Genomic DNA, 26355 nt, shown 5'->3' on the forward strand with positions numbered 1-26355 from the left:
AGTATGATTAAAAGCTTGAACAAGTTGCGCTGGTTGCGCGTGAAAATCGTCGGACTGAAACGTAGCTATCTGCGCAAGGTCTGGAATATGGATATCCATCCGACCACAGAGATGTCGTTGTCGGCCAAATTCGACGTGACATATCCGGCCGGAGTTCATGTCGGCGCTCACACCTATGTTGCGTTTGAAGCGAAAATTTTGACGCACGACATGACGCGAAACATCAAGGTCGACACCAGAATTGGCGAGAACTGCTTCATCGGCGGTCGCTCGACGATTTTGCCGGGTGTGACGATCGGCAATCAATGCATCGTTGGTGCGGGCTCCGTCGTTACAAAGTCGGTGCCGGATAATTGCATAGTCGCTGGAAATCCGGCGAAGATCTTGTATCGAAACGTCAGATTGCTGACCTACGGTCGCATCGATCCAGAGTGGACCAGTGCGGTGCGGGTCGAGGAAACGGCTGCGTGAAGTGGAGCTGGATGACAGTGCTCTTGGCAGCGCTGTCGATCTGTCTGGTTTTGATCCTTTTGTGGGATCGACGTCGGCCGGCTTCGATCCCGTTGGGGAACGAGATTTTTGAGAGTGGAACGCCACATTTCCTGTTTTTGGGAACAAGTCTGACCGAGGGTCAGGCTTGGCCTGATGTGTTGATCCAAAAACTTGAAAGTTGCGGCGTAATCGCTGCTAGTCAGAGGCTTTCTGGAAATGGGAAGACCTCCAGTTGGGGTGTGAAAACCTTGCGGGCTGCACAAAATTCAGATCTGCGTGCGCCAGATTTGGCTGTGATTGAGTTTTCCGTGAATGACGCAGATTTCAGACGTTTCCTTTCGCCTGCACAGAGTGCGGCAAATACGAAGCTGCTGATCTCAATGTTGCGGAAAATGAATCCCGAGGTGCAGATTGTTCTGTTGGGAATGTACCCCGGCTTTGGGATACGTGGCGCGTTGAGATTGCGGTATGGCGCATATCTGACAGAGCTTGAGAGGATTGCTGCCAAAGACGAGCGGATTGGCTACCTTGACATGGCCAAAGAATGGCAGATTACGCTACACGAGGCACCTCGGACGAAGATGCCCGACGGTTTGCACCCGACCTCAGAGATCGCTAGCCAAGTGAATGCTGATTCAATCTTGAATTACTTTGCGCTTTCTCAATCCCTTAGATGTGAACGTTAACTCGTAATGCAGACAACAGTGCGCTGGGTTAATCGGTGATTAAGAAAGCGTGAACATCCTTTGCCGCTCAAATGTTCTTCGTAAGGCAGAGGATTCACATGGCCATCGATCTTTTCAAAAGTTTCAGTACGTCCCTTTCGGCACCTGCGACGCGGCTTATCGCGATCACGCCATCTGATACCGAGGACCTAACCCACGTTACGCGTGCGATTTGTGTTGCAGAAAGTGGTCTGGTGCGTGTTCAAACTTTGGGCGGCGATGAGGCGGATTTTTATGTTGCGGCGGGCGTAGCTTTCCCCATTCGCGTCACACGCGTCATGGCAACCGGCACGACGGCGACCGACATTCGCGGCCTGTGCTGAAGTTCCGGCGACGCTTGTTTTGACGATGGAGGGGACGCGACCATGAACATCTCGTATACCACGGCGCTGACGTCTGCAGCCAGCTTTGGCGGCGTGCTTCGCCCCAAGCTGAAGTTCGCGAATTTGGCGAAAGGCGGCTCGCTGTCTTTTCCGCAATTCAATGGGCGCGACAGTGATCCCAGCCACCAGCTGTCTCTTCGCCAACCGGCGCAAAACTGGTTTGAGATGTGGGGCACCAACAGTGCGCTGTTCGCCATCGTGCGCCGGTCGCGGGCGGCGACCCATTTCAACGAGACTTATGCGCTGGTCAATGGACTTAGCAACGACAACGGGCGTGACAGCTACGTGGTTCTGCATGGCGGGCGTTACGGGACAGTTGATTGGCAGCAACGGGTGGAGGCGCGGATTGCCACCTCAGGCTATCGGCCTGTCAGTCAGGTGATTACCGAAGATGCCTTCCTGTTGGTTGTGCGGCGCTCGGATGAAAGTGGTGTCGCACGCTGTTCGGTCGATTGGTATTCGCTGGCGGATGGGACGCGTTACGCGGGGGACGCGACGCAGCAGGTTTATGTGCCGCAAGCCTTGCCTGCGGATCAAAGCGAATATGGCTTCAATATTGGCGGCGCTTCGGGGACGTTGGCGGGTTGGCCCGGTGAAATAGGGTGTATCGGCTATGTGGAAGGCGCTGTGAGCGTTGCCGAATGGCAGGCTATTGCGCTAGGCGGCGAGTTCTCGGCGCTGATCGAAAATGGTCATATGATCAGATGGTTGCGATGCCTGACTGGCGATGACGGGGGGCTGGTTGCTCCCGACTGGCTTGCGACGGACAGTACGTTTGCGACCGAAGCCAATGGTGTAATGCGTGCGGGATCATCCTTGCGGCGGACGGGACAGACGACGTTTCTTCACGTGGATGAGTGGCCCGAGGGAACGGTCTTAGGCGTTATGTCCGGCGCGACACAGGCGGCGTGCCGGTTCTCGGGTACCTCGGCTGGGCTTTCGGGCGCGATTGAGGTGCGCGTCAGCTATGAGAGTGACGGGGCCGTTTTGAGAGACTGGACCGTTGTCGCCGAAGCTGCCCCTGAATGGTCTGGCGAGGTATCATTGCCCATAAGCTCGCGCGGATGGTGTGTGGCGCAATTTCGTATGAAAGGCACCGAGCAAATCCTTTTCGAAGGCCGCCGCCGGATCGCCGCCGGTTACAAGTTTTTGCAGCTTGGTCAGTCGCAGACCGACATCTATCTGACGGCCCGTGATCGCGGACGGAAGACTGAACATCCTTGGACGGCGTCTTATGTCACCAATGACTCGGTGGCGAATGGCGGTAAGGACATCGACGCAATTCAGCACTATTTGCTGGGGGATTTGGCAAGTGATGGGGTCTCGGCGTTTCTGGATCAGTTCCGGACGATCTGCCCGAATGTTCCCGTGCAGATTGTTGATGCAGCAGTAAGTGGGACAGGCCCGAACCAATTGATTTCGGATGCGAATGCGGGGCGAGATTGGCTCATGTTGCAGCAGAAGCTGGACTATGCGGGCAATGATGTTTCGGTAGTTCTGATGAACTGGGCGACGCAGGGCTGGAACGCTGAAGGATCTGTCGCCGAAACGCTTGATGCGCTTTTGGATGGGTCAGGCGGCTATAGTGGCGTGATCGATCACATGCTGACTGATGCATTGAAAGATGGGTTCAAGGTCGGTGTTTCCCCTGCAACCCGTCATTCGCGCGGCGCGCATGAGGGGCTGCGTCAAGAGCAGGTTGCGCAGGCGCATATGCGGTACTTGGCCGTTGGTTTACCGGTTTCCGACTATGCCATCACCTCGGCTGGTGGACCTCATCCTGATAATCTGGGCGATGGGAATCTGGTCTTTGGGGTTCGGCAGGCTTTGTTGGCCGCTGAGGCATTGGATTTGTTGCATCTTCAGAACCCCGGGTTTGCCGCCGCTCGCCGGAACGGTGATCGGATCGAGATTGACCTGTCTTTGCCGAATGGCGGAACAGTCTACTGCGCGACGCCTGCAGCCCTTGAAGGGTTTGAGGTCTATCAGGAAGGTGATCTTGCCTTCCATCAGGATGGTTTCACGGCTGCGCTAGAAGGCGAGACTGTTGTTCTGACCTCAACCAACGGCGATTGGACTGCCGGAACAATGGTTCGAGCCTTGGGGAATGGTCCGAAACGCAGTGATGGGGACGCGGCAGCGGAAAGCGCGATCATTGATAGCATGCTCTATGAGACATGGGTAGATGACGTTCTGGGGCGTGGTTTGCCAATTGGCGGGAGTACTGTTTCGGGCCAATGGGAGCCTGACTGGACCGTGACACTGGATTGAACCAAAAGGCCGGGCGTTTGCCCGGCCTTTTTTATTGTGCGACCGCTTGTTGAAGCATCCACATTGCCCGCAAGCTGCGCAGTCGGAACAGGGTCACCAGCGCTTTGAACCGCTCGGGAAAACGTAAACTTTTCGCGAACATGACCTTCGGGGCATGGGCAAAGGACGACAAAACGACCGCGACTGCGCGGGCGATCCATTTCAAACGACCAGCAAAGCCTTTGGGCCAAGTTCCCCAGGCTTCATCCATCAGGCGATGCCATTTCTTTTTCAGGGCAGGCCAATCGGGACGAACTGGATGATCAACGCTCAGGGCCTCAATATATTTGATATCGGCCCCTACCCCAACGGCCCGCAAACACCAGTCTTTGTCCTCTGGCACGCCATCTCGAAATCCTCCGATCCGAGCGAACAGGCGACGGAAGGTCAGCAGGTTCGCAGTGACGGTGAAGTTCTGCTTTTCAATGTAGCTCTTGGTGTCAAAGGCAAACACGGTCTCAAACGCCGCCGAACCGGATTTTGTGCCATCCGTTTCGCAAAAGACGCCAACCGCACCGCCGACAATGTCTGCTTGACCCGCGACCTGTCGTGCTGTCGCGACCCAATTTTCAGCAGGAACACAGTCTGCATCCAGAAACCAGATCTGTTCGGCGGTTGTGGCGGCGACGCCAGCGTTGCGGGCATGGGCTGCCCCTTTGGCGCTTTCTTCAATAAAGCGCACTGCGGGGTAAAAATTGGACCATCCTAGAATGCCCGGGGTCGAGCCGTTATCGACCACCACCACTTCGATCCCGTCCAAGTCCTGCGTACAAAGCGCGTCCAGACATCGGACCAATCTGACGTGGTCGTTATAGTGGGGAATGATGATCGCGGCTTGGTAATCCGGATCAGCTGTAGTCGCTGTAGGAGCCGTAATATTCATCTGAGTATCTGCACTTGTTAAGAACAATTCCGGCGACGTTGGTCAGCTCGGCCACTTGCCGTTCTAGAACGTCGATCTGTTTGACGGGCGTCTTTTCCGCTTCCATGACGATCAGCGCCGCATCGACCATCCGCAAAAAGCCGTGGGCATCGTCAGCAACCATCATTGGCGGCATGTCGAAGAGGGTCACATCTGGGGCGTAGGTCGCCTCCATCTGAGCCAGCATGTCTTCGGTGGCTTCGCTCTGTAAAAGTTCGGCCGAGTTGGGCGCAGGGCCGTCATTCATGCCGAACGCAAGGTTGGAGCCGTAACGACGCACGTGCTCATCGAACGGGATCTCGCCGTTGATGACTTGCGCCATGTTGCCGAAAAGGCTTTGACCCAGATATTTAGACAAGGTGGGGCGGCGCATATCGAAATCGAACGCCATAACTCGCGTATCCCTCTGGCGCGCAAAGGAAAATGCAAGGTTCACGACGGTGGTCGATTTCCCCGCAGACGCGGCGGCCGAGAGGATGGCGATCCGTTTCCAGCCGTTCTTACGCACCAGCCGCATCAGTTTGGTGCGCAGCATGTCGTAGGGTGCGGACTCGGGGCCAGGTTCCAGTGCGACCAGACGATTGTACTGAAGGATATCAGCCAGAAGGCGCAATTCCGGCAGGTTTTTCCATGCCAGATCAATCCCGCTTTGATGGCGCTGGTTCGCGGCCCATCCTGTCATGGCGGATTCAATCTTGAAGGCTTCTGACGCCGGATTGCTGGCCAGTCTTTTCTGGCGCTGCACCCGTGCTTTTTCCATTGCTGCTTGAAGACGTTCCATTGCGGTTCCCCTTAGCCCCGAAGATCGAATTTGTTCATGACCCGCTCGGCGATCAGATCGAGCGGCAGATAATATGTGTGCAGGAGGTAAATGGCCGTCGGGATCATGGTGATGATCAGGATGCCGATCAGCGCATAAGAGGATCGGCGCACCATTTTCTGGCGTTGTGTTTGCAGATAGGGGATGGTGCCGATGGGGGTTATCCCCAGTCGGTCCACAAGATCAGCGGGACGACGTGCGGTGCCATCCAGCATTTCCAACACCACAATCAGCGCAATACCGAGTATCAGTCCCACGAACAGGCCCCCGCCTGCGATCATGGGACGGTTCGGTTTGCTCGGCTCGGTCGGCGCGGTTGGCTGTTCCACAACCGTAATCCGCTGACCACGGGCCAGCGTTTCGATCCGTTCACCGGTCGATGCTTTGGCCAATCGCTCTACTGCCAGGTTATATTGGGCTTGCGCGTTGTCGTAGTCCCGCTCCAGCGCTTGCAGCGCGATCGAGTTCGCGGGCGTCGCCTCAATCGTGGCATTCACCTCTGTCAGACGCTGTTCGGTTTGGCTGCGTTGGACCTCCAGATCTTCAAGTCGCGCTGCGATCTCGCCCATTTGCAGATCAAACATGACCTTCGCCGGATCGGCATCCGTCGGAGACGCGCCAACACCCGAAGTATCCAGACTTGCCCGTGCTTGGGCGACACGGCTGAGCAGAGATTTCAGCTTTGGGTGGTTCTCTGAATAGATCGCGCGCGCTTCGGACAGCTCATTCTCAAGATTGCGCAGGCGCTGTGCATCGGGAGACAGCGTGGTCGCAGTATCGACGCGTCCGGTTGTCTCATAAATCTGGGTCAGGCGTTCGCGTTGGTCCTCCAGCGCCTCACGATCGCGTTGAAGTTGTGCGATGCGCTCTTGCAATGACAGCTGCTGTTCGCGGCGATACTCAAGGCTTTCAGGCAGGGCTTCGGCGTTTTTGTTCTTGAACGACAGGATGGCAGCGGACTGGGATGACAGCTCGTCCCCCAGGCGGGCAACTTCCTGCGCGAAGAATTCCTGCGTCTGACCCGCGCGGTTGGACCGGTATTCTGCATCCTCGCGCAGAATCAACGACAGGTATTCGTTCAGAACCGCCGCTGCCGTCACCGCTTCCGAGGCCTCAAAGCTCATGGTCATCAGGGTCGCCTGGTTCCGCCCTGCCGACGTCGAGATGTCGGTACGTGCCCGCATCGCGTCAACAATCTCGTCCGGGGACATAGAGCCGGAGTCTTCCAGCACCTGAAGCCGACGCGAGATATCCAGCATATTCGCCCGCGTCAGAAGGCGCGTTTCGAAAATCTGAAGTTGCTCTTCGGCGGAAATTTGAACTGTAGATTCAGCCAGATCACCGGGAATTTGTGCGCTTTCGACAATTAAGCGTACCTGACTGACGTAAGATGGCGGCAGGGTCATGGCGACAGTAATTGCCAACCCCGAGATCGCGACAAAGACGACCAGGAACCAGGTCATTCTTTGAAGGAAAATTGAAAAGTAATACTTAAAACTCATAGACATAAAATCAGTCCTGTTCGCTTGTCTTCGCCAGCTGGGCGCCGAAGAAAACGCCGTCCTTGATCACGGACTCGACTGTTTCCGAAGTCACAACAGTGGCGTCATCCGTCCACGCGTACATCATCGACAGGTCGGCAAGCTGGTTGATCAGTCGGGGCGTCCCGCTTGTATGCAAATAAATACGTTCTACCGCGTCGGGAGTAATTTCGGATCCGGTCCCTCCGGCGCGGCGCAAACGGTGTTGGATGTAATCCTGAACGGCCTTTGCGCTCATGCGCTCAAGGTGGAAACTGGCGGCCACACGTTGCGCCAACTGACGCAAGCCGTGCTCCAGAACCATCGCCCGCAGTTCGGGCTGGCCGACGAGCACCAACTGAACCAACTCGTCCTTGTTCGAGTTCACGTTGGTCAGCATCCGCAGTTCTTCCAGCCCTTCTGCGGACAGGTTCTGTGCTTCGTCAATGATCAGAACGACGCGACGGCCTTGGGAATACTCATCTAGGAGGAAATCAACAAAGGTCTGAAACAGCTGGACATAATCGGCATTCTGATCGGGGATCGGGACGCCAAACGCGTTCAGGGTCCAGCGCATCAACTCGCCTCTGCCCCCTTGTGCGTTGGAGATCAGGCCAACGGTCAATTCGTCGTCTACATGTTCCAGCAGGCGGCGCAGCAGGGTCGTCTTACCCGACCCGACAGCGCCGGTAATTAATGTGATTGGTGCCCGCGAGAGCAAGCCGATCTCTAATACAGAGTAGGCGCGTTTGTGTTGCGGCGACCAATAAATGAAGTCTGGATCGGGGAGCAGCGTAAACGGACGCTCTTTCAGCCCGAAGTGGCCAGCGTACATCGCGCCGGCAGAAACCGGATGATGGCTATGGTCTTTACTCATACTTTCAAAATCCTGGGTGCGACCTTTGGAGGGGGCGCTTTGAAATAAACTTGAAGCCAAACGAACTAACGGAGACTCTACCCAAGGTATAGTAATGCCGTCCTCTAGGGGAAAGCCTCTTGATCGATTTTGCGTAAATTTCACGTCGCTTTCGGGCACATTGCCGCTTTGCGCCGCGAGACGACGCGGACCCATCGGCGCGATTGTGCTCAAATCGTGATCAATCAGGGTCTGGGTGGCATCGGAACTGGGCAAGGCGGCCTCCACATCTCAGGTCATGTCGCCTTGAGTGGCTGAAAGTTCGCTAAAACAAGGGCTTAACCAGATTTGACAGTGAAAGTGTTAATATTGTCCTAACTTGAGAGGGCTTTCCTTCGGCCAAGGCGCTCTCGCAAAAAGCGAGAAAATCGACGCAAGCGGTGATTTTGTGCAACTCTAGCCTTTACAACCTGAGCGAATGTTTTGATAAGATGTTCCTATCAAGTTTACGGTCATTTCAGACCGCATTTCTCAGTATCTTTTTAGCCTATTGCAGGATGCCCACCTTACACTCGGCGTGTTTTCGATAGCCGGATGAACGAGAAGGCAAAATCGTGTCGTTTATTAATAGATTTGCAAGTTCTACATGCTATGACCCTGTCTGATGTCTCATTCACAGCTGACTCGGTCAGCTATGCCACCCCGAAAGCTGCCTCTTCCGGGTACCGGCAATCATCCACTGCGCCACGTGTGGCCGCATGCCGTCGCGACCAAACCTACGCACGTCGTTTCAAGCGGGCGTTCGATGTCACCGTGACGTTGCTGTTGCTGCTGGTGTCCGCGCCGGTTCTGGTGCCTCTGATTGGCGGCGCGCTGCTGCTCGTTTCGCTTGATGGGCACTCACCGTTTTATAAGCAGACCCGCATTGGCCGGAATGGTAAACCTTATCAATTGATTAAGATCCGTTCTATGGTGCCAAATGCGGATGAGGTCTTTGAGGCCTATCTTAACAGCAATCCTGCCGCTCGGACCGAGTGGGAGCATCACCAGAAACTGCGCCATGACCCACGGGTCACACGGATCGGTCAGCTTTTGCGGCGCACCTCTCTGGATGAGTTGCCCCAAATCTGGAATGTCCTCCGGGGCGAGATGAGCTTGATCGGACCGCGTCCTATGATGGTGTCGCAGGCCCGCCTATATCCCGGTTTGTCGTATTACGCATTGCGACCTGGAATTACAGGTCTTTGGCAGGTCTCGGGCCGTCACAACACCTGTTTTTCCGATCGCGCAATTTACGATGATGCCTATTTGACCCATATTTCATTCGGTATGGACTTTGTCATCCTGCTGCGCACGGTTGGTGTGGTTCTACGTGGAAACGGATGTTGAAATTTTTTTCAACATCGGCAATGTGAAAGAAATGATTACAATTTCTTTAGGCTTTGAACTGTGAAAAAACTACTCATTGGCGTAATTCTTGCGGCCACACTCGCTGCATGCGATTCGTCTGAGGAACGTGCCGAACGTCACTATCAGACTGCGATCACCCTTCTGGCGGAGGGTGACGAAGACCGCGCCCTAATTGAACTGCGCAATGTCTTTGAACTGAACGGGTTTCATAGAGAGGCCCGTCGTCTTTATGCGTCCACCGTTTTGGCGCAGGGCAACTGGGCCGAGGCCTATGGGCAATACCGGCGTCTGGTAGAACAGTACCCTGACGATCTTGAGGCCAATCTGGTCCTTGCGCGGATGTCGCTGGACAACGGCAACTTTGAAGAGTCCCGCCCTTTTATCGATCCGCTTGTCGCGGCCGACCCGCAGGACCCCTTTGTTCAGTCAATGGACGCACTCAGCACCTATCTGCTGTCAGACACCTTGCCGGAAGAAGCGGCACGGGCCTCTGCACTGGAAATGGCGCGCGGGCTTTTGGCGCAGGACCCTTCGCTGCTTTATGCCCGTCAGGTGATGCTAGCCCATCACCTGAAGCAGCGTGATTGGAATGCCCTTCTGGATGAGACCGACGCGGCGTTGGAAAACGCGCCCGAAATGGTGCAGCTGTTCCGCCTGCGTCTGATCGCGCTTGAGCAACTGGGCGATAAGGCTGGCATCGAGGCGACCCTGCGTACGATTGCCACGAACGCACCCGAGGATCAAAGCGCCTCGATGATGCTGACCCAATGGTACATCCGCGAAGGTGCGTTGGATAAGGCCGAAGCATGGCTTGCTGCGCAGGTCACGGCGGATAATCCTGATGCGACGAACCGTATGCGATACCTCGATTTTCTGATCCAGTATCGGGATAATCAGGCGGCGATGGATGCCTTGGATCAAGCGTTGGGCGCTGAGCCGCGCCCCGCCGATGTGCTTGCAGATCCGGGTCGCTTTGTGGCTTTGCGGGCGGGGCTGATGTTCGAGTTGAACGAACAGGAAGACGCCATCACATCCATGCGCGCCTTGATCGCCGCATCCGAGGATGAAGAAGCAACGAACCGTCTCAAGGTGGCTCTGGCCAAGATGCTTTTGGACCGCGGGCAAGAAGACGAGACCTACGAACTTGTCCATGAGGTGCTTGAAAGCGATCCGTCGCAGATCGATGCACTGCAGATGGATGCGCTGCGCTTGATCGATTTGGATCAAACGGGCGATGCGATCTTGACCTTGCGCCGTGCGCTGGACCTTGAGCCTGAGAACAGCGGCTCATTGACGTTGCTGGCTCGCGCGTATGAGCGTGAAGGCAGCCGTGAGTTGGCGCTGGATATGCTAAACCGCGCGATTGAGGCATCGGGCCGCGCCGAGGCAGAGACCTTGCGGGCCGTGCAGTTTATGATGGAGGACGGCCAGTTGATGAGCGCGGAGAACGTGCTGATCGAAGGTCTGAACGTCAATAACCGCTCGGTCGCGATGGTGGCGGCGTTGGGCGATGTTCACTTGGCACTTGAGGATTGGCCCCGTCTGAAACAGGACATTGGCAGTCTACGGGAATTCGCAACAGAAACTGCCACCACACAGGCGGACCGGTTGGAAACAGCGCGTCTGATCCAGACCGGAGCGTCTGACGAATTGCTGGATTTTGTGCAGAACCGCGCAGCGGATGATCTGGACTCTCAGATTGACTCGGTTCGTGCGATGGCTCTGACCGGCAAAGCCAGTGAGGCGCTGGATCGTGCCAGAACCTTGGTGGAAGAGCATCCTGACAATCCCACTACTTTATTCCTCTATGGCAAGCTGCTTGCGGATGCAGGCCAGATTGCTGACGCCAAAGGGACCTTTAAGTCGCTGACCGAAATTGCGCCCGAAAATGTTGATGGCTGGAGTGGTCTTTATAACAGCCACATGGCCGCGCAGGATGTGGCAGCCGCCGAAGAGGCTTTGGCCGCGGCCAATGCGGCTCTGCCGGGCAACGATATCATCGGCTGGATGAGCGCGGCGCACTTGGAAAACACCGGCCAGTATGAGGCCGCGATCGATGCCTACCGTGCGCTTTATGAGCAAGACAGTAGTAAAATCTACATCGCCAACAATCTGGCGCACCTGCTGTCGTCCTACCGCCAAGACCCCGAAAGCCTGAAAGAGGCCTATCGTCTGGCGCGTCGTCTGCGTGATCTGAAAGTGCCTGCTTTCCAGGATACCTATGGCTGGATCGCCTATCAGCGAAACGACATTGATGACGCTGTAGCCCACCTGCGTCAGGCCGCTGCGGCGATGGAAAATGACCCCACTGTTCACTACCATCTGGCCATGGCGCTTATCGCGCAACTCAGCCTTGATGAGGCCGAAGAAGTGCTGCAACACATCGAGGCACTGCAACAAGAAACCGACGATAAAATATTGTCAGAACAGGTGGTTACTGCCCGTGCTGCCTTGGTCAAAGCCCAAGCGGAACTGGCCGAAGCCAAAACCCAGTAGTTCTTTTGGCGGCGGGGCGCATAACGGGTTTTCAGGTACGATTTTATAGCGTAAGTTGTGCCTAAGTATTTAAAACGCGTTGCGCGGTATTTCGACCGTGTGTGTCTTTGTGGGCCGTCCCGCGAATTGTTGAGTAATGAGGATTTAGAATGAAACGCCTTTCCCAGTTGCTGGCCATGACCAAAGTCGGTTTGGCCCTCGTTTTTTTGATCGGCGCCGGTGTCAGCAACACAGCCCAAGCCCAGTCCTATAAAATCAAGGCGGGTGACTCGCTACAGATCGAAGTGCTGGAAGACCCCAGCCTCAGCCGCAGTGTTCTGGTTCTGCCCGATGGGCAATTCAGCTTTCCCTATGTTGGTGAGGTTCGCGCAGCCGGTCGCTCGGTCGGTGCGATCAAGTCCGAACTGGCCAACGGTTTGGCACCTAATTTTGCAGTAGCTCCTACTGTGCATGTCAGTGTTGGCGAGCTTGCAGAGGTTGCTCCGCTGACACCGGCGGTCGAAATTCCCTACGGCATCTTCGCCATGGGTGAGATTAACAATCCCGGTCGTCTGGATGTTAGCCCCCGCGAAAGCATCACCCTGTTGCAGGCGCTGGCGCAGGCGGGCGGTTTCACCCCCTATGCAGCCACCAAGCGTATCCAGCTGCGCCGTCCCGACCCCAAGACCGGTCAGGAAAAAGTCTATACTTTCAACTTCGAGACCGGCGGCGGGATCTCGGGCGCGACCAAATTGATCCAAGGGGACGTACTTGTTGTTCCAGAACGCAAGCTGTTCGAGTAAGTAACGATAGCGGCGCACCTGCAAGTGCCGGCTAATTTAAGGTTTGCTAATATGGTCAAGGATTTGTCGCGCGGTTTTGTTCTGTCCGCTACCGTTGCAGTGCTCGGCGCTCAGGCGGGTTATGCCCAAGAAACACAGGAACGCGGCTCTGAGCTGCGTTTTGGTTTGTCGATCGAAACCCGTGCCGAAGAGAATGCGTCGCTGTCCCGTCCGGCAGAAAGCGCGACACACTCGATTGAGAACCGCGTGACCGTCGGGTACAGCCGCCGCACCGCAACCAGCACCTTCGATATTGGCGGCGGGATCAGCGGTTTCGTCGGTCATGACCCTTCGGGCGATTTCACGGAATTCCGGTCGCCAAACGCTTATTTGACCTATGAAAAGCAGGGGAAAGATAGCCGGTTCCGCGCAACTACCCGTGCGGACACGTCCGAGATCGACAGCCTTGTTACGGTAGTTGACCCCGATACCGGCGAGCTGTCGCTGACCGCCGATCCCGGTCGCCGTACCACTGTGAACCAGACCGTTTCGCTGTCGCTGATGGAAGGCGGCCCGCTTGAGCTGGACTTCGGCGCAAGCAGCGGCGCTGTGCGCTATGAGGACACGCTGTCCTCCAGCTATTACGATAGTGATCGTGCGTCCGGCAAGATTGACGCCCGTTTCAAGCTGTCGCCCAATGCGACACTGAGCACCGGCGTCGCTTTTTCGGGTTATGAGGCCGACAACGCGGACAGCACCATCCGTGAGAATCGCAGTGCCACCGTCGGGCTGGATATGCGTCTGGATAGCCAAACCGAAGCCTCCTTTGGTGTGGGGTATACTGAGGTCGAGACTTGGAATTCCGGTCAAAGCGATCTTCAGGAAGGCGGCACATTCTCGGCAGGCGTCACGCGCTCGACCGAGACGCGTAAAATTGGCCTGAACTATGATCATAGCATCGCGGCAACTGGTGCGCGCGATAGCCTGACGGCCGCGTACGAGCAGTCGTATACCCTGTCGCGCATCTCCGCCGAGCTTGGCTATGCGATGGATGACAACGGTGATGGCGGTTGGATCGGCAGCGTAGATTATTTCCACGAACTGCAAACCGGCGATATCAAGCTGTCGCTGTCGCGCGATATCACCACCTCGGACAACAATCAGGACCGGTTCACCACTCAGGTCAGCGCCGATTGGCGTCATACGCTGAATGAGACCTCTAGCGTTGCGGTGCGGGTCGTTTATGCCGAAGTTGAATATCTGACCGCGGATATTGCGACCACAGGGCGCGGCCAGATTTCGGCTAGCTATTCGCAGCAGATCAACCGTGATTGGAACGTGACAGCAGGGGTTGGTCAGCGGCGCGCAATCCAGACAGGTCTGGATGATGCAGTCTCTAATTTCGTCTTCGTGCGTCTGAATCGCGAGTTTTCGATCCGGCCTTAACTCTCTGATAAGCCTTGGGCTCTAACCTTTCCATGTGCGATCCATAACGCGGATCGCGCATAGAAAGGATGTGCGTATTGCGTAATTGGGCTTTGATCCCCTTCTGGCGGTGATATACTTAAAGTTGTATTTCATTAATGTTATTCGCCGGAGAAATTTATGGTTTTCAGTGGCAATGCCCTGAGTGCGGGAAAGAGTCTGGATGTCCGTAGTTTCTCGGTCGGGTTCTGGATCTTTGTCGGCCTGAATATTGCTTCGATTCCGGTCTTTCTGATCGGATATCAATCGCTGATCGCCGCGTGGTTGACGCCGGAATATAGCCACGGCCCGCTTATTCCAGTCATCTCCATGTATCTCTTCCTGCGAGAGCTTCGGAACCGGCCCCGCCCGGAGGCACAGGTCAGTGATCGGTTGCTTGGCGTGTTGGTGACCCTTGGTGCGCTGGTTTTGGCGACTCTTGGGAATGCGTCGCGGATTCCGGACATAGTTACCTATGCCTATATCCTCTGGGTGGCTGGCATGGTGCTGGTGCTGTTCGGATGGCAGCGGGGCAAGCTGCATATGCTGCCAGTGTTCCACTTGGTTTTCATGCTGCCCCTGCCCCAGTTCATGTATTGGAACATGAGCACGTTTTTGCAGGGCATTAGCTCTGAGCTTGGGGTCTGGTTCATCAAGCTGATGCATGTGCCGGTGTTCTTGGAAGGCAACGTGATTGATCTGGGGGTCTATAAACTTCAGGTCGCTGAGGCGTGTTCGGGGCTGCGATATCTGTTCCCGATCCTCAGCTTTTCGTACCTGTTTTCGATCCTCTACCAAGGGCCGATGTGGCATAAAGCGGTGCTACTGCTGTCAGCAGCCCCGCTCACGGTCCTGATGAACAGCTTTCGGATCGGGGTTATCGGTGTTCTGGTGAACTCATACGGGACGCAGCAGGCAGAGGGTTTTCTGCACTTTTTCGAAGGCTGGGTTATCTTCATTGCATGCGTTGCCATCCTGTTTGGACTGGCGTGGATGATGCAGAGCTTTGCGCGTGATCCGCGTCCCTTGTCCGAGACCATCGACATCGACACCACAGGATTTGGCCGTATCATGGCTTGGGCCCCTGCGATCCAGGTTTCGCGCGCTCTGGTGACAATCACGGTGTTAACGGCTGTTTTCGGACTAGCTTGGGTTGGCCTTAACCAGAAGAGCATGAGTGAAATCCAGCGCGAACCGTTTGGTTTTTACCCCCAGCGGATTGGCGAATGGCGCGGGTCCAACCAAACCCTCACGCCAGAGATCGAGCAGGTGCTTGCCGCCGACGATTACATCAACATGACCTTCGTCTCGACCGAAACGCGGGCGGTTACCAACCTGTTCGTGGCTTTCTACAATCGGCAGACCGAGGGTCAGGGGATCCACTCACCAGAGGTTTGCCTGCCTTCCGCAGGGTGGGAGATTTTCTCGATCCAGCCCTATCAAGTTTCTTTCCCCGATAGCCCCTACAGCACGTTCGAGGTAAACCGTGCTGTGATCCAGAACGGCCAAGACCAGCAATTGGTCTATTACTGGTTCGAACAGCGCGGAAAGCGTTTGACCAACGATTTTCAGGCAAAGCTGACGGTTTTGAAGGATAGTTTGACCATCGGACGTACCGATGGCGCTTTGGTTCGGTTCATCACGCCGATTGAAGACGGTGAGACCGAGGCTGAGGCTGACGCGCGGTTGCAGGCCTTTATGGCCCCCAACCTGCAACGTCTGCCCGCCTACGTGCCGTTCTAATCAGTCCGAGCCGAACAAGTCGCGGCTAAAGACCTTTTCAGCCACATCACGGATATCGTCCGTGATGCGGTTGGCAACGATGACGTCTGCCTGAGCCTTAAAGGCCTCTAGATCGTTCACGACACGGCTACGGAAGAACTCGTCTTCTTCCAACACCGGCTCATATACGATCACTTCAATGCCCTTGGCCTTGACCCGCTTCATGATCCCTTGGATCGAGCTTTGGCGGAAGTTGTCGCTGCCCGCTTTCATGACCAGACGGTAAACGCCGACCACTTTGGGTTTTCGTGCAACGATCGCATCCGAGAGGAAATCTTTGCGGGTGCGGTTCGCATCCACGATGGCACGAATGATGTTTTGGGGAACTTCAGAGTAGTTGGCCAGCAACTGCTTGGTATCTTTGGGCAGACAGTAGCCGCCATAGCCGAAGCTGGGGTTGTTGTAGTGGCTGCCGATCCGCGGATCAAGGCCGACCCCTTCGATGATCTGGCGGCTGTCCAGACCCAAGGACATCGCGTAGCTGTCCAGTTCGTTAAAATAGGCCACGCGCATCGCAAGATAGGTGTTCGCGAATAGCTTGATGGCCTCGGCTTCGGTCGAGCCGGTGAAAAGAACCGGAACGTCTTTCTTGATCGCGCCGCCAATCAGGGCGTCTGCGAAGATCTTCGCGCGTTCGCTCTCTTCACCCACGACAATGCGGCTGGGGTGAAGGTTGTCGTAGAGTGCCTTACCTTCGCGCAGAAACTCGGGGCTGAAGATGACTTGGGTCGTATCCAGCTCTTCCCGGACGCGCGCGGTGAAGCCTACTGGAATGGTGGATTTGATCACGATCACAGCATCTTTGTTCACAGCGGTGACGGCTTTGATCACCGTCTCGACGCTGGAGCAGTCAAAGTAGTTGGTTTGCGGATCGTAGTTGGTGGGCGTGGCCACAATCACATAGTCTGCGCCTTGGGCCGCCGTGGTGATGTCGGTGGTCGCGCTGAGGTTCAATTGCTTGCTGGCCAGATAGTCTTCCAGCTCGGCATCGACAATCGGGGACTTGCGTGCGTTTACCGCTGCAACTCGGGACTCCGAGATGTCGACCGCGACCACTTCGTGGTGCTGTGCCAGAAGGACAGCATTGGAAAGACCGACATACCCGATGCCTGCGACAACAATTTTCATGATGTATAACCCGATCAGTTGTTCAAAACCGTGAACCCAGCAGTCAGAAGAGGCTTTGCACCCAACGCTCTGACCGTAAAAGAAAAGCCCTGCTTTTTCAGCAGAGCTTTTCCAAGATTTCAAGCCAAGATCACGACAGTAAGGGACAATACGTCCGATTATGCCGGAGTTGCGGCTTTCCGGCGACGACCTGCGATCCCGAGACCACCAAGAGCTGCAAGCAGCAGAGGCAGAGCGGCGGGAACGGGAACCTGTGCAACGTCTGCAACGCGCGAGATGCTGATATTTACATCTGCAGGAAGCAGGCTGAACAGGACCAGGTTGTAGGTGCCAACGGTCAGATCAACGATTTTGTCGATCATGCCACCGTTCAGGACCAGCGCACCCTCAAAGTATGCGACGCCTTGCTCGATGTAGCCAAGCAGCATGAGGGCGGTGTTGAGGCCGGTGATGGTCACTTGGTGTGCGCCAGCATCGGCTTCGGTTACTTCAAAGGCGGTGGTGTAAACAAAACCCACGGTGCCTTCATAATTTACCGAAGCAGCCGAAGCCGCACTGGTAATGGCAAAGAAACTGCCAATCACAAGCGCAAGGCGCAGAAGAATTGACTTCATGTCTATACTCCGTTCAAGAAAACGCAGCGGTTTGTAACCCTTAAAAACAAGCTACCCACCAGAATCCCGCTGCGACTGTAAGTTCGTGCCAAATCAGCACAGATACCCTTATAGGGAGAGTGTTTATAAATATACATACCCCTAGAGAGAGTGATTGAAAAAAATATGCGATCCAATGCAAGTCCGATGCACAATCTTGCAATGATGTGCTGAAATGCATCCAAAGTGTAAAAAATCGGAGAGAGATTTCCCTAGAGGTTGTCGAAATCACCCACGGAGATTTACTATTTCTTGATACTAAGCCCCTTACACTTTGAGTTGAGTCGCTTTGCAGCGAACTGGGCATGTGAGGCGGCGCGTGCGTCTTGACTAAATTAGCGAACGTATAATGCTGAATTAAGGGTGCATCGAAGGCCTGATCTTGGCGCGGAACTTAAGAAGATTACCATAAGTGCATTGGCTAACTGGCGCATACAATCATGGGGCTCAACCCGTGCAGACGTTGGAACGATCCTTGGCGGCGCAGTCTTTGGCGTAGAAACGCGTGGTTACGTCAAAACCTCGGTGTAGAACAGAAATCATGCCTTCAGATTTCAAGATGTAAGTCGCGTAAACTACATATGATACATCAGATTACAATTTATGCTTGATTTGGTATCCTTGTGCGACCTATAAGTGGTCATGAGGAATTGATTTCCCTCGGTACGATTAAACAGATAGAGGTTCGTTAACTGTATTTTTTGCAAATACGTTTTGCGGTATTTGAAGTTTCCTGACGTAGGCTGCCTGCATATTCTTAAGGCAGAAAAAGAACACCGAATTCGACCACCACTCACTAAGTGCTGCCCTGTGTAGCGCATGTCGAACTGTATCCCCGCCCCATAAATTTTTGATGGGAGCGGGGATATGCTTTTAAAGGGTTGCTTTAGTTTCTTGGCGCCGCTTATTGCGACACGTGGAAGGTTCCCAGCAACCCAAGGTGGTTTGACTGAAGATGCGCACCCCATGGTGTGATCGACGTGATCGCCACCCCGCCCGAGACATACATCCCGTCAATTGGAACTCCGATCGAGGGCGCACCCACAGGCCATGTTTTGGGGGTGTTGTTGGCATTGCTTAGGCCGTGTTCACGCCGCAAGCCCATCATCACGCTGGACCAAGGGGCAGAGTTGAAGTCTCCGACCAGAATGTAGGGCGTCACTGCTGCGTTTAACGCTTTGTTCACGAACCATATGTCATGGTTAACGTAGCCATAGAACCAAGGCTTGGCCAGGTGTGAGGCAAAGACGGTCACCGGCTTGCCGCTGCCGGTCTCCAGAACCAGTGTGGCCAGCCGATCCGGACGGGTTGTGGCGCGAAGCTTTGATCCTTCGCCAAACGGGAGTTTGGAAAGAACCGTGATCTGGCAGCTCCATTCGGCGCAGCCCATTTGGTGGGGATAGGTCGCCTGTAAATCGGGGAGGACAGATTTGATCGGGGTGGACTCCCCAAGGAAAACCACGTCTGCGCCACTGTCTCTAACCTCAGAGGCCAACAGGTTCGGCGAGACCTGATTGCCCTCATAGACGTTGAACCAAAGGACTGTGATGTCGGTTGCAAGGCTACTATCAACGGCGATTGTCATCTTGTGATTGTCTAGCGCAGTCCAGACGCCGCTTACCGTTGCCAGAACGAAGGATAGACCGCCTAGCGCCAGTGCGATCATCTTGATCGGGGTGCCGCGTAAAAAGACCCAGCTTAGGAGAAACGAAAGAATGCCAACGACGTAGAGATGAGGGGCCAGACTGTCAGCCATTCTGGCGAAGGTGCCGGTGACGGATTCATCCTGCACATAAAGCGCCAGCCCCGCCGCAAGCATTGCCGCACATGCAAAAAGCAGCAACGGCGCACCTATGAAAACGCGGTAGGCGAGAGATGTCGAATACATGCGTTTCATTTAGATGTTCCCGTTTGTTGTCTGGATTCTTAAGTCAATCTACACACTTTAAAGTTGTTTTCCAGTCCGCAGGTCCGGCATTTCTGCTTGGCTTGGAAACATTCTGCAGAACTGGTTCCCGTTTTGAAACGAAAAATGCTTGGTAGGTTTCCCTACCAAGCATTGAGGGGCGCGACGTTTGCCGCGCCCATTTTCGTGTGCTGTAAGTCAGAAAGTGAAAGAAAGTTCGCCCTTCTTCACAGAGGCGGCTCTGACATTTGCGCCCGCATTCAATTGCTGCACTGCGTCATCTTCGGCAATTGTGTCGATCTGCGAGATCGCGACCGAGACCTGCGACAGCCCTTCGGCCTGATGCTGGGTGACCAGCGAGATATCGGCCATCATGGTGTTCAGTTCCGCCACCGCATCCAGGATGCGGGTCAGGGCATCGCCGGTTTCGCCGACCAGATCGACCCCTTCCATCACCTGCTCGGACGAGGTGCTGACAAGATTCCGGATCTGCTGGCTGGCGTCTGCTGAACGCTGGGCCAGTTTGCGGACTTCCTGCGCGACCACCGCAAAGCCGCGACCAGCTTCGCCTGCTCGTGCCGATTCAACGGCTGCGTTCAGTGCCAACAGGTCGGTTTGGCGGGCGATTTCGTCGATCACGGTCACGATGGTGTCGATCTCGGTCGACGAGACTTTGATGGCACCCATCGCCTCTTTGGCGCGGTCGACGACAAGGCGCGATTGCTCGGCGTATTCTTGGGTTTTGCGAACCACTGCCTGAGCATTTGTGGCGCTGTCTTTGGCCGAGTTTGCAGCGGCTGAGATTTCCTCGACGGCCACAGCGGCTTTTTGTCCTTCGCGGCGGGTGCGTTCGGCAACAGCAAGTGCTTGTTCGCGCGAGTTTTCTGCCTCGACCTGCGCTTCTTCTGCGTCGGCAGCAGTGCGAGCCAGATTTTCACGGGCGGCGGCGATCTCTTTTGCGGCGCGGGCGCGTTGCAGCATCGACGCCAGCAGAACGGCGGATTCAAAAATCACGATGACTGCGTGCAGAATAACGCGCTGTAGGTTTTCGAACATGCCAACAGACGGAAACACCGCGCTGGGAAGCAGTAGGCCGAATGAGAGGTGGTGAACAGCGGCGACGACCACGGCGACCCCCAAGGCGGGGATGCTGTTCATGGTGGCGATGATCGCGAGGATCGCGAAGAACAGCATATGCGCGTCGATCTGCCATTTATGTCCAGCAAATGCAGCAACAAAGGCAGCCGCATGTCCGACCAACGCAAAGCTGAGAACCATTGGCTTCGCGGTTTCGGACATCCGGATCGAGAGTAGCCCCAAAAGGCCAAAGATCACCGAGGAAACTGCAACGGCTGTCAGAGGCGCGCCGACCATAAATGCGGCCAGCGGTGACACTGGCGTCAGCCCGAGGCACACCATGCGGGCCAGCTTGGAATAATCTTCGCTGCTGCCAGGCTTGGCTTGATCCGCAGGCGCACTGGATTGTTTAGAGGGGTCAACTGTCATGATGGATATCCTGAAGCACAGAGGAATTCGAAGGTGTTCGGGTCTAATAGGAACCACGCACCAGATTGTTTTAGTGCCGCATGAGACGCGCCTGCCGCGACCGCAGACATCGGAGCATTCACCGGGCTGACCAACTCTCCCCCAGCCGCCAGCACCACTGCCTCTGCGCCGCCGTGCCATGGGGGTGCGACCACCAGCACCGGCGCGTTTTCCGCCGGGACTGGCACAGCAAGGATGCTGGCCGTTTCCGCAATGACAAAGGCCGCGAGTCCGAGAAGGACAGGAGGCAAGGGGTGAATGTGTCTCATCCTGAATGTGTGTAAATATGACTGTATAACAATCAATCGCCCCCCTACTTATGCGCACGGGGCAGACCCATCAGGGTGTAGTTCGCGCGTCCCTATGTCCCCAGAAATATTCCAAAAAAGTTCAAATACAGGCTAAAAGTCTGGAAGGTCCGGGCAAGAGGGCTCGCGCTTTAGATGAAGCTTTGGGTATCGGTTTCAGCTTGGTTCACCTGATTCCGGTACCGCAAACATTGCGTCTGGTTTTCAGTCCGCGCAGAGATCGGCAGTTTGGGCTGCGGCGGCACTTAACGCATCAGAGGCTGTTAGGCGCACCATCATGCCCCGCTTTCCGCCGTTCAAGACAATCTGGCCATTCATTGCGGGGGCGTGGAAGGCGGTTGGAACTGCCCTCTTTTGACCAAATGGGCTTATGCCGCCTGTGCGGAAACCGGTCATGCGCTCGGCCTTGGCTGGGTCCATCATTTGTGCGGATTTGCCTTTGAAGACCTGAGCCGCTTTCTTCATCGACAGGCTGCGGTCTGATGGGATGGCTGTACACATGGGCTTGCTGTCGACCTCGACCATCAGGGTTTTGAGCACCGTAGCGGGGTCTGCCCCGATGGCTGCCGCCGCATGGATGCCGATTTTATCCTGACCGGCTACGTAGTCATATTCCAGCACCTCATACGCGATACCGGCTTTGTCCAAGGCGCGGGTGGCGGGTGTGGCGGTGCTCATCAGATGTCTCGTCTTTGCTGCGGTCCGCCTTGTGTCCCGCAACGGGCCAAAGGGTGCAAGGGGCCAAGACGAAAAAGCCCCGCCTGCGGGTGCGGGCGGGGCGGTGTTTCTTACGATGCCTCAAGGCTTATTCAGGTAGAACCCGAACAGCGCCTTTGTCTGCCGACGAGGCAAAGGCCGCGTAGACCTTCAGTGCTTGGCTAACCTGGCGCTTGCGCTGCTCAACCGGCTTCCAGCCTGCTTCGTCTTGCGCCGTGCGGCGGGTGGCCAGCTCGGCGTCGTCGACGGCAAGGTTGATGGTGCGGTTGGGGATGTCGATCTCGATCATGTCGCCATCACGGACCAGACCGATGGTGCCACCGGCAGCCGCCTCGGGCGAGGCGTGACCGATCGACAGACCCGAAGTGCCGCCCGAGAAGCGGCCATCGGTGATCAGCGCACAAGCTTTGCCCAGACCTTTCGACTTCAGGTAGCTGGTCGGATACAGCATTTCCTGCATGCCGGGGCCGCCTTTGGGGCCTTCATAGCGGATCACAACCACTTCGCCTGCCAGAACCTTGTTGTTCAGGATGCCCAGAACGGCTGCATCCTGACTTTCGAACACACGGGCGGGGCCGCTGAATTTCAGGATCGATTCATCCACACCGGCGGTTTTCACGATGCATCCATCCACTGCGATGTTGCCCTTCAGAACGGCCAGACCGCCGTCTTTCGAGAACGGATGCTCGGTCGAGCGGATCACGCCGCCTTCGCGGTCTGTATCCAGATCGGGCCAAGTGCTGGACTGGCTGAACGCGGTTTGGGTCGGCACACCACCGGGGGCGGCAAGGAACAGTTCGCGCGCGGTGTTGTTCTGGCTGACCGCGATGTCCCAGTTCTTGATCGCATCGCCAAGGGTCGGCGCATGAACGGTGTTACAGCTGGTGTCCAACAGGCCACCACGGGCCAGTTCGCCCAGAATGCTGATGATGCCGCCAGCGCGGTGGACGTCTTCCATATGCACGTCGGCTTTGTTCGGCGCGACTTTGCACAGGCAGGGCACGCGGCGCGACAGGGCGTCGATGTCGTCCATAGTAAAGTCGACACCGCCTTCTTGCGCAGCGGCTAGGATGTGCAGAACCGTGTTGGTCGAGCCACCCATGGCGATATCCAGCGCCATTGCGTTCTCGAACGCGGCTTTGGTCGCGATGTTGCGGGGCAGTACGTTTTCGTTGCCCTCATCATAATACTGCTTGGTGATCTCGACGATGCGGCGGCCAGCTTCAAGGAACAGTGCCTTACGGGCCGAGTGGGTCGCCAGCGTCGAGCCGTTGCCCGGCAGCGACAGGCCCAGTGCCTCGGTCAGACAGTTCATCGAGTTTGCGGTGAACATCCCCGAGCACGAACCACAGGTGGGGCAAGCCGCCTCTTCGATCTTGGCCAGATCGGTGTCGGAGACTTTGTCGTCCGCCGCAGCAACCATGGCGTCCACAAGGTCCAGCGCGATGGTGCGGCCATCGTCCAGCGTGACTTTGCCCGCTTCCATCGGGCCGCCCGAAACGAAGATCGCCGGAATGTTCAGGCGCATGGCGGCCATCAGCATGCCTGGGGTGATCTTGTCACAGTTCGAGATGCAGACCATCGCGTCGGCGCAGTGGGCGTTGACCATATATTCGGTGCTGTCCGCGATCAGCTCACGCGAAGGCAGCGAATAGAGCATACCGTCGTGACCCATTGCGATGCCGTCATCCACCGCGATGGTGTTGAATTCTTTGGCGATCCCGCCTGCGGCCTCAACCTCGCGGGCGACCAGCTGGCCCAGATCTTTGAGGTGAACGTGGCCGGGGACGAACTGGGTAAAGCTGTTCACAATGGCGATGATCGGCTTGCCAAAGTCACTGTTCTTCACACCGGTCGCACGCCAGAGGCCACGGGCCCCTGCCATATTGCGTCCATGGGTGGTCGTACGGGAACGATATGCGGGCATGTCTTTCGCTTTCAAACTGTCGGTTGCACGGTTTCCTGCACCCCAAAAAGAGGAAAATCAACCGCATCAGCGCTTTGGTATACAAAAATTGATAAGAAACCCCGCGAAGGGCGGGGTTTTCCGTTGTTGCGTGTGATGGGCCTTGGGCTTTTCACTTTGGATCAGACACCGCCGTCAAAAGGATCGAAACTGACCGAGGACGACCGGCGCCAGCGCATTAGATATCCGCCACGGTCGTCATCTTCGCGCAGCAGGAAGCCTTCGGGCATGTAGGGATAAATTTCCTGCCCTGTGACCATGTCGCGATCCTTCTCACGCATCAGCAAATGGTGTGGCAAAAAGTTAGACGGATGGGTCAGCCCCGCCGCCGAGGTCATATCCGCCAGCGCCTTCATGGTATTGCGATGGAAATTGGCCACGCGTTCAGCCTTATCCGGCACGACCAGTGCGCGATACCGCTTGGGGTCTTGGGTCGCGACGCCTGTGGGGCAGTGGTTCGTGTGGCAGGCTTGCGCCTGAATGCACCCGATCGAGAACATGAACCCGCGGGCCGAGTTCACCCAATCCGCACCAAGCGCCAAGGTGCGTGCGATATCAAACGCACTGATCAGCTTGCCGCTGGCCCCCAGCCGGATGCGATCCCGCAGGCCTACGCCGCGCAATGTGTTGTGAACAAAGGTCAGACCTTCGACCAGCGGCATCCCCATGTGGTTCGCAAACTCCATCGGTGCGGCACCGGTGCCGCCTTCTTTGCCGTCGATGACAATAAAGTCGGGCGTGATGCCGGTTTCCAGCATGGCGCGCACAATGCACATGAATTCGCGTCGGTGGCCGATGCACAGCTTGAACCCAACCGGCTTGCCCTTCGACAGGGTGCGCAGTTTGCCGATAAACTCCATCATGGTGATTGGCGTATCAAAGGCCGAATGGCTGGCCGGAGAGATACAGTCCTTATTCATAGGCACGCCGCGGGCCTCTGCGATTTCAGGGGTGATCTTTGCTGCAGGCAGCATACCCCCCTGCCCCGGTTTGGCACCTTGGCTGAGCTTCAGTTCGACCATCTTGACCTGATCTTCGGCGGCGATGCGGGCGAACTTCTCGGGGTCAAAATTGCCATGCTCATCGCGGCACCCGAAGTAGCCGCTGCCGATCTCATATATAAGGTCTCCGCCGCCTTCTTTATGATAGCGGCTGATGCCGCCTTCGCCGGTGTCATGGGCAAAGCCGCCAGCCTTCGCGCCTTTGTTTAACGCTAAAATGGCGTTCGCCGATAGCGCACCAAAGCTCATGGCAGAGATATTGTAGATCGAGGCCGCGTAGGGTTGCGTGCAATCTGGCCCGCCAATGATGACCCGAAAATCCTTGTCCTTGATCTCCTTGGGGCGGATCGAGTGGGTCAGCCACTGGTAGCCGCTGTCATAAACCGCCTTCTTGGTGCCGAAGGGGCGCTTGTCCTCAACGTTCTTGGAGCGCTGGTAGACGATGGCGCGGGCCTCGCGGGAAAATGGAACCTCTTCGCTGTCGCTTTCCAGCAGATATTGGCGGATTTCGGGGCGGATCATCTCGAACGCGTAACGAAAGTGGCCAAGGATCGGGTAGTTCCGCAAAACCGCGTGTCTTGGCTGGATCACATCATAGATGCCAAGCGCCAACAGCCCACCGGATATAAGTGCAAGGGCCGCAAGGCTCCAACTGCCGAACACGATGGCTGCGATCAAGAAGAGGAAAAACGCGACGCCTATTGCGATAAACGTGACGTAGCGCAGGGCGACAGAGATCATGTGACACCTCATATATGATGGCCGCTTGAAGTCGGGCCTGACGGCGATTTGCGCCAACTGTGCCTCAAGCGTCCTAGAGGGTCCACCGCAGGTTCCGGTTTTCGCGAAAGTTGTGCGGTGTTCTAGAGATCTCGTCGGGGCGTAACGAGTGAACGACAGGAAAAAGTCGCGCTGTAGGTGTCATTGAAAGATTTTGTCGCGGTCAGACGTTGTCAGATCTTTAACACCGCTTGCAGGACGGGGGATAACAACCTTAAGTTGTGCCATTATTTGGTTTCCGAAGATCAGTTCTTTCAAGCGTCCTATGTCTTTCTCATCCGTGCGTCTCGCAGCCCTACCTTTTGCAAGCCTACCGACGGATGCAATCAGGGCCCAACTTACCGATAAAGAGGTTGCTCAATGCGCTGTCTATGCATCCGGTGAACAACATAAGCACCTTTGCGGTCGAC

General features: G+C 56.1%; 20 protein-coding genes. 9 read left to right on the forward strand and 11 right to left on the reverse strand.

Annotated features, from left to right (window positions below; translation table 11 throughout):
* Positions 1 to 15: 15 nt before the first annotated feature.
* The 4 genes from CLV74_RS10275 (at position 16) to CLV74_RS10290 (ending at position 3871) form a co-directional block, all read left to right on the forward strand.
* Complete coding sequence (locus tag CLV74_RS10275) at positions 16 to 471, forward strand: acyltransferase (RefSeq protein ID WP_245888511.1); 456 nt, start codon at positions 16 to 18, stop codon at positions 469 to 471.
* Positions 468 to 1178 carry an SGNH/GDSL hydrolase family protein gene (locus CLV74_RS10280; RefSeq protein ID WP_106264295.1) on the forward strand — a complete coding sequence of 237 codons (711 nt, stop codon included), beginning with the start codon at positions 468 to 470 and terminating at the stop codon, positions 1176 to 1178. The genes CLV74_RS10275 and CLV74_RS10280 overlap by 4 nt, the downstream gene beginning before the upstream one ends.
* Positions 1179 to 1276: 98 nt before the next feature.
* Positions 1277 to 1540, forward strand: a complete 264-nt coding sequence (locus tag CLV74_RS10285; protein WP_245888512.1) for a spike base protein, RCAP_Rcc01079 family — start codon at positions 1277 to 1279, stop codon at positions 1538 to 1540.
* Positions 1541 to 1582: 42 nt separating this feature from the next.
* Positions 1583 to 3871, forward strand: a complete 2289-nt coding sequence (locus tag CLV74_RS10290) for a hypothetical protein (protein ID WP_106264297.1) — start codon at positions 1583 to 1585, stop codon at positions 3869 to 3871.
* Between the two features lie 31 nt (positions 3872 to 3902).
* On the opposite strand, the gene CLV74_RS10295 is transcribed toward CLV74_RS10290, so the two are convergent.
* From CLV74_RS10295 to CLV74_RS10310, 4 genes are read right to left on the reverse strand one after another with little or no spacing between them, the layout of a single operon-like run.
* Positions 3903 to 4793 (reverse strand): glycosyltransferase family 2 protein, encoded by an 891-nt coding sequence (locus CLV74_RS10295; RefSeq protein ID WP_106264299.1) that lies wholly within the window; start codon positions 4791 to 4793, stop codon positions 3903 to 3905.
* Positions 4759 to 5613, reverse strand: coding sequence for a CpsD/CapB family tyrosine-protein kinase (locus tag CLV74_RS10300; protein ID WP_106264301.1), 855 nt, complete (start codon positions 5611 to 5613; stop codon positions 4759 to 4761). The genes CLV74_RS10295 and CLV74_RS10300 overlap by 35 nt, the downstream gene beginning before the upstream one ends.
* Positions 5614 to 5624: 11 nt before the next feature.
* Positions 5625 to 7115, reverse strand: a complete 1491-nt coding sequence (locus CLV74_RS10305) for a GumC family protein (RefSeq protein WP_106264303.1) — start codon at positions 7113 to 7115, stop codon at positions 5625 to 5627.
* 49 nt (positions 7116 to 7164) lie between these two features.
* Positions 7165 to 8304 (reverse strand): ExeA family protein, encoded by a 1140-nt coding sequence (locus tag CLV74_RS10310; protein ID WP_245888513.1) that lies wholly within the window; start codon positions 8302 to 8304, stop codon positions 7165 to 7167.
* 318 nt (positions 8305 to 8622) lie between these two features.
* On the opposite strand from CLV74_RS10310, the gene CLV74_RS10315 reads away from it, so the two are divergent.
* The 5 genes from CLV74_RS10315 (at position 8623) to xrtD (ending at position 15902) form a co-directional block, all read left to right on the forward strand.
* The gene (locus CLV74_RS10315; RefSeq protein WP_245888514.1) at positions 8623 to 9417 is read left to right on the forward strand and encodes a sugar transferase; all 795 of its coding nucleotides are present in this window, start codon (positions 8623 to 8625) and stop codon (positions 9415 to 9417) included.
* Positions 9418 to 9477: 60 nt separating this feature from the next.
* On the forward strand, positions 9478 to 11934 hold the full coding sequence (locus tag CLV74_RS10320; protein ID WP_106264310.1) for a tetratricopeptide repeat protein: 2457 nt from the start codon (positions 9478 to 9480) through the stop codon (positions 11932 to 11934).
* Between the two features lie 149 nt (positions 11935 to 12083).
* On the forward strand, positions 12084 to 12716 hold the full coding sequence (locus CLV74_RS10325; protein ID WP_245888515.1) for a polysaccharide biosynthesis/export family protein: 633 nt from the start codon (positions 12084 to 12086) through the stop codon (positions 12714 to 12716).
* A gap of 51 nt (positions 12717 to 12767) precedes the next feature.
* Positions 12768 to 14141 carry a TonB-dependent receptor gene (locus CLV74_RS10330; RefSeq protein WP_106264312.1) on the forward strand — a complete coding sequence of 458 codons (1374 nt, stop codon included), beginning with the start codon at positions 12768 to 12770 and terminating at the stop codon, positions 14139 to 14141.
* Between the two features lie 159 nt (positions 14142 to 14300).
* Complete coding sequence (xrtD, locus tag CLV74_RS10335; RefSeq protein WP_106264314.1) at positions 14301 to 15902, forward strand: VPLPA-CTERM-specific exosortase XrtD; 1602 nt, start codon at positions 14301 to 14303, stop codon at positions 15900 to 15902.
* On the opposite strand, the gene CLV74_RS10340 is transcribed toward xrtD, so the two are convergent.
* From CLV74_RS10340 to CLV74_RS10370, 7 genes are all read right to left on the reverse strand, one after another.
* Entirely contained in the window at positions 15903 to 17069 is a 1167-nt protein-coding gene (locus CLV74_RS10340; RefSeq protein ID WP_106264683.1) for a nucleotide sugar dehydrogenase, read from the reverse strand.
* A 158-nt stretch (positions 17070 to 17227) separates the two neighbouring features.
* Positions 17228 to 17683, reverse strand: coding sequence for a VPLPA-CTERM sorting domain-containing protein (locus tag CLV74_RS10345; RefSeq protein ID WP_106264316.1), 456 nt, complete (start codon positions 17681 to 17683; stop codon positions 17228 to 17230).
* A 943-nt stretch (positions 17684 to 18626) separates the two neighbouring features.
* The gene (locus CLV74_RS10350) at positions 18627 to 19619 is read right to left on the reverse strand and encodes an endonuclease/exonuclease/phosphatase family protein (RefSeq protein ID WP_106264319.1); all 993 of its coding nucleotides are present in this window, start codon (positions 19617 to 19619) and stop codon (positions 18627 to 18629) included.
* A 207-nt stretch (positions 19620 to 19826) separates the two neighbouring features.
* Positions 19827 to 21134 (reverse strand): methyl-accepting chemotaxis protein, encoded by a 1308-nt coding sequence (locus tag CLV74_RS10355; RefSeq protein ID WP_170108021.1) that lies wholly within the window; start codon positions 21132 to 21134, stop codon positions 19827 to 19829.
* Positions 21135 to 21685: 551 nt separating this feature from the next.
* Positions 21686 to 22159: a YbaK/EbsC family protein gene (locus CLV74_RS10360; RefSeq protein ID WP_106264324.1), complete on the reverse strand. Its 474-nt coding sequence runs from the start codon at positions 22157 to 22159 to the stop codon at positions 21686 to 21688.
* 127 nt (positions 22160 to 22286) lie between these two features.
* Complete coding sequence (gene ilvD, locus CLV74_RS10365) at positions 22287 to 24125, reverse strand: dihydroxy-acid dehydratase (RefSeq protein WP_106264326.1); 1839 nt, start codon at positions 24123 to 24125, stop codon at positions 22287 to 22289.
* 161 nt (positions 24126 to 24286) lie between these two features.
* Positions 24287 to 25906 (reverse strand): FMN-binding glutamate synthase family protein, encoded by a 1620-nt coding sequence (locus tag CLV74_RS10370; protein ID WP_245888516.1) that lies wholly within the window; start codon positions 25904 to 25906, stop codon positions 24287 to 24289.
* Positions 25907 to 26355 lie beyond the last annotated feature (449 nt).

Origin of the sequence: Donghicola tyrosinivorans (genome assembly GCF_003003355.1) — a bacterium.
In the GTDB taxonomy this organism is placed as follows: domain Bacteria; phylum Pseudomonadota; class Alphaproteobacteria; order Rhodobacterales; family Rhodobacteraceae; genus Donghicola; species Donghicola tyrosinivorans.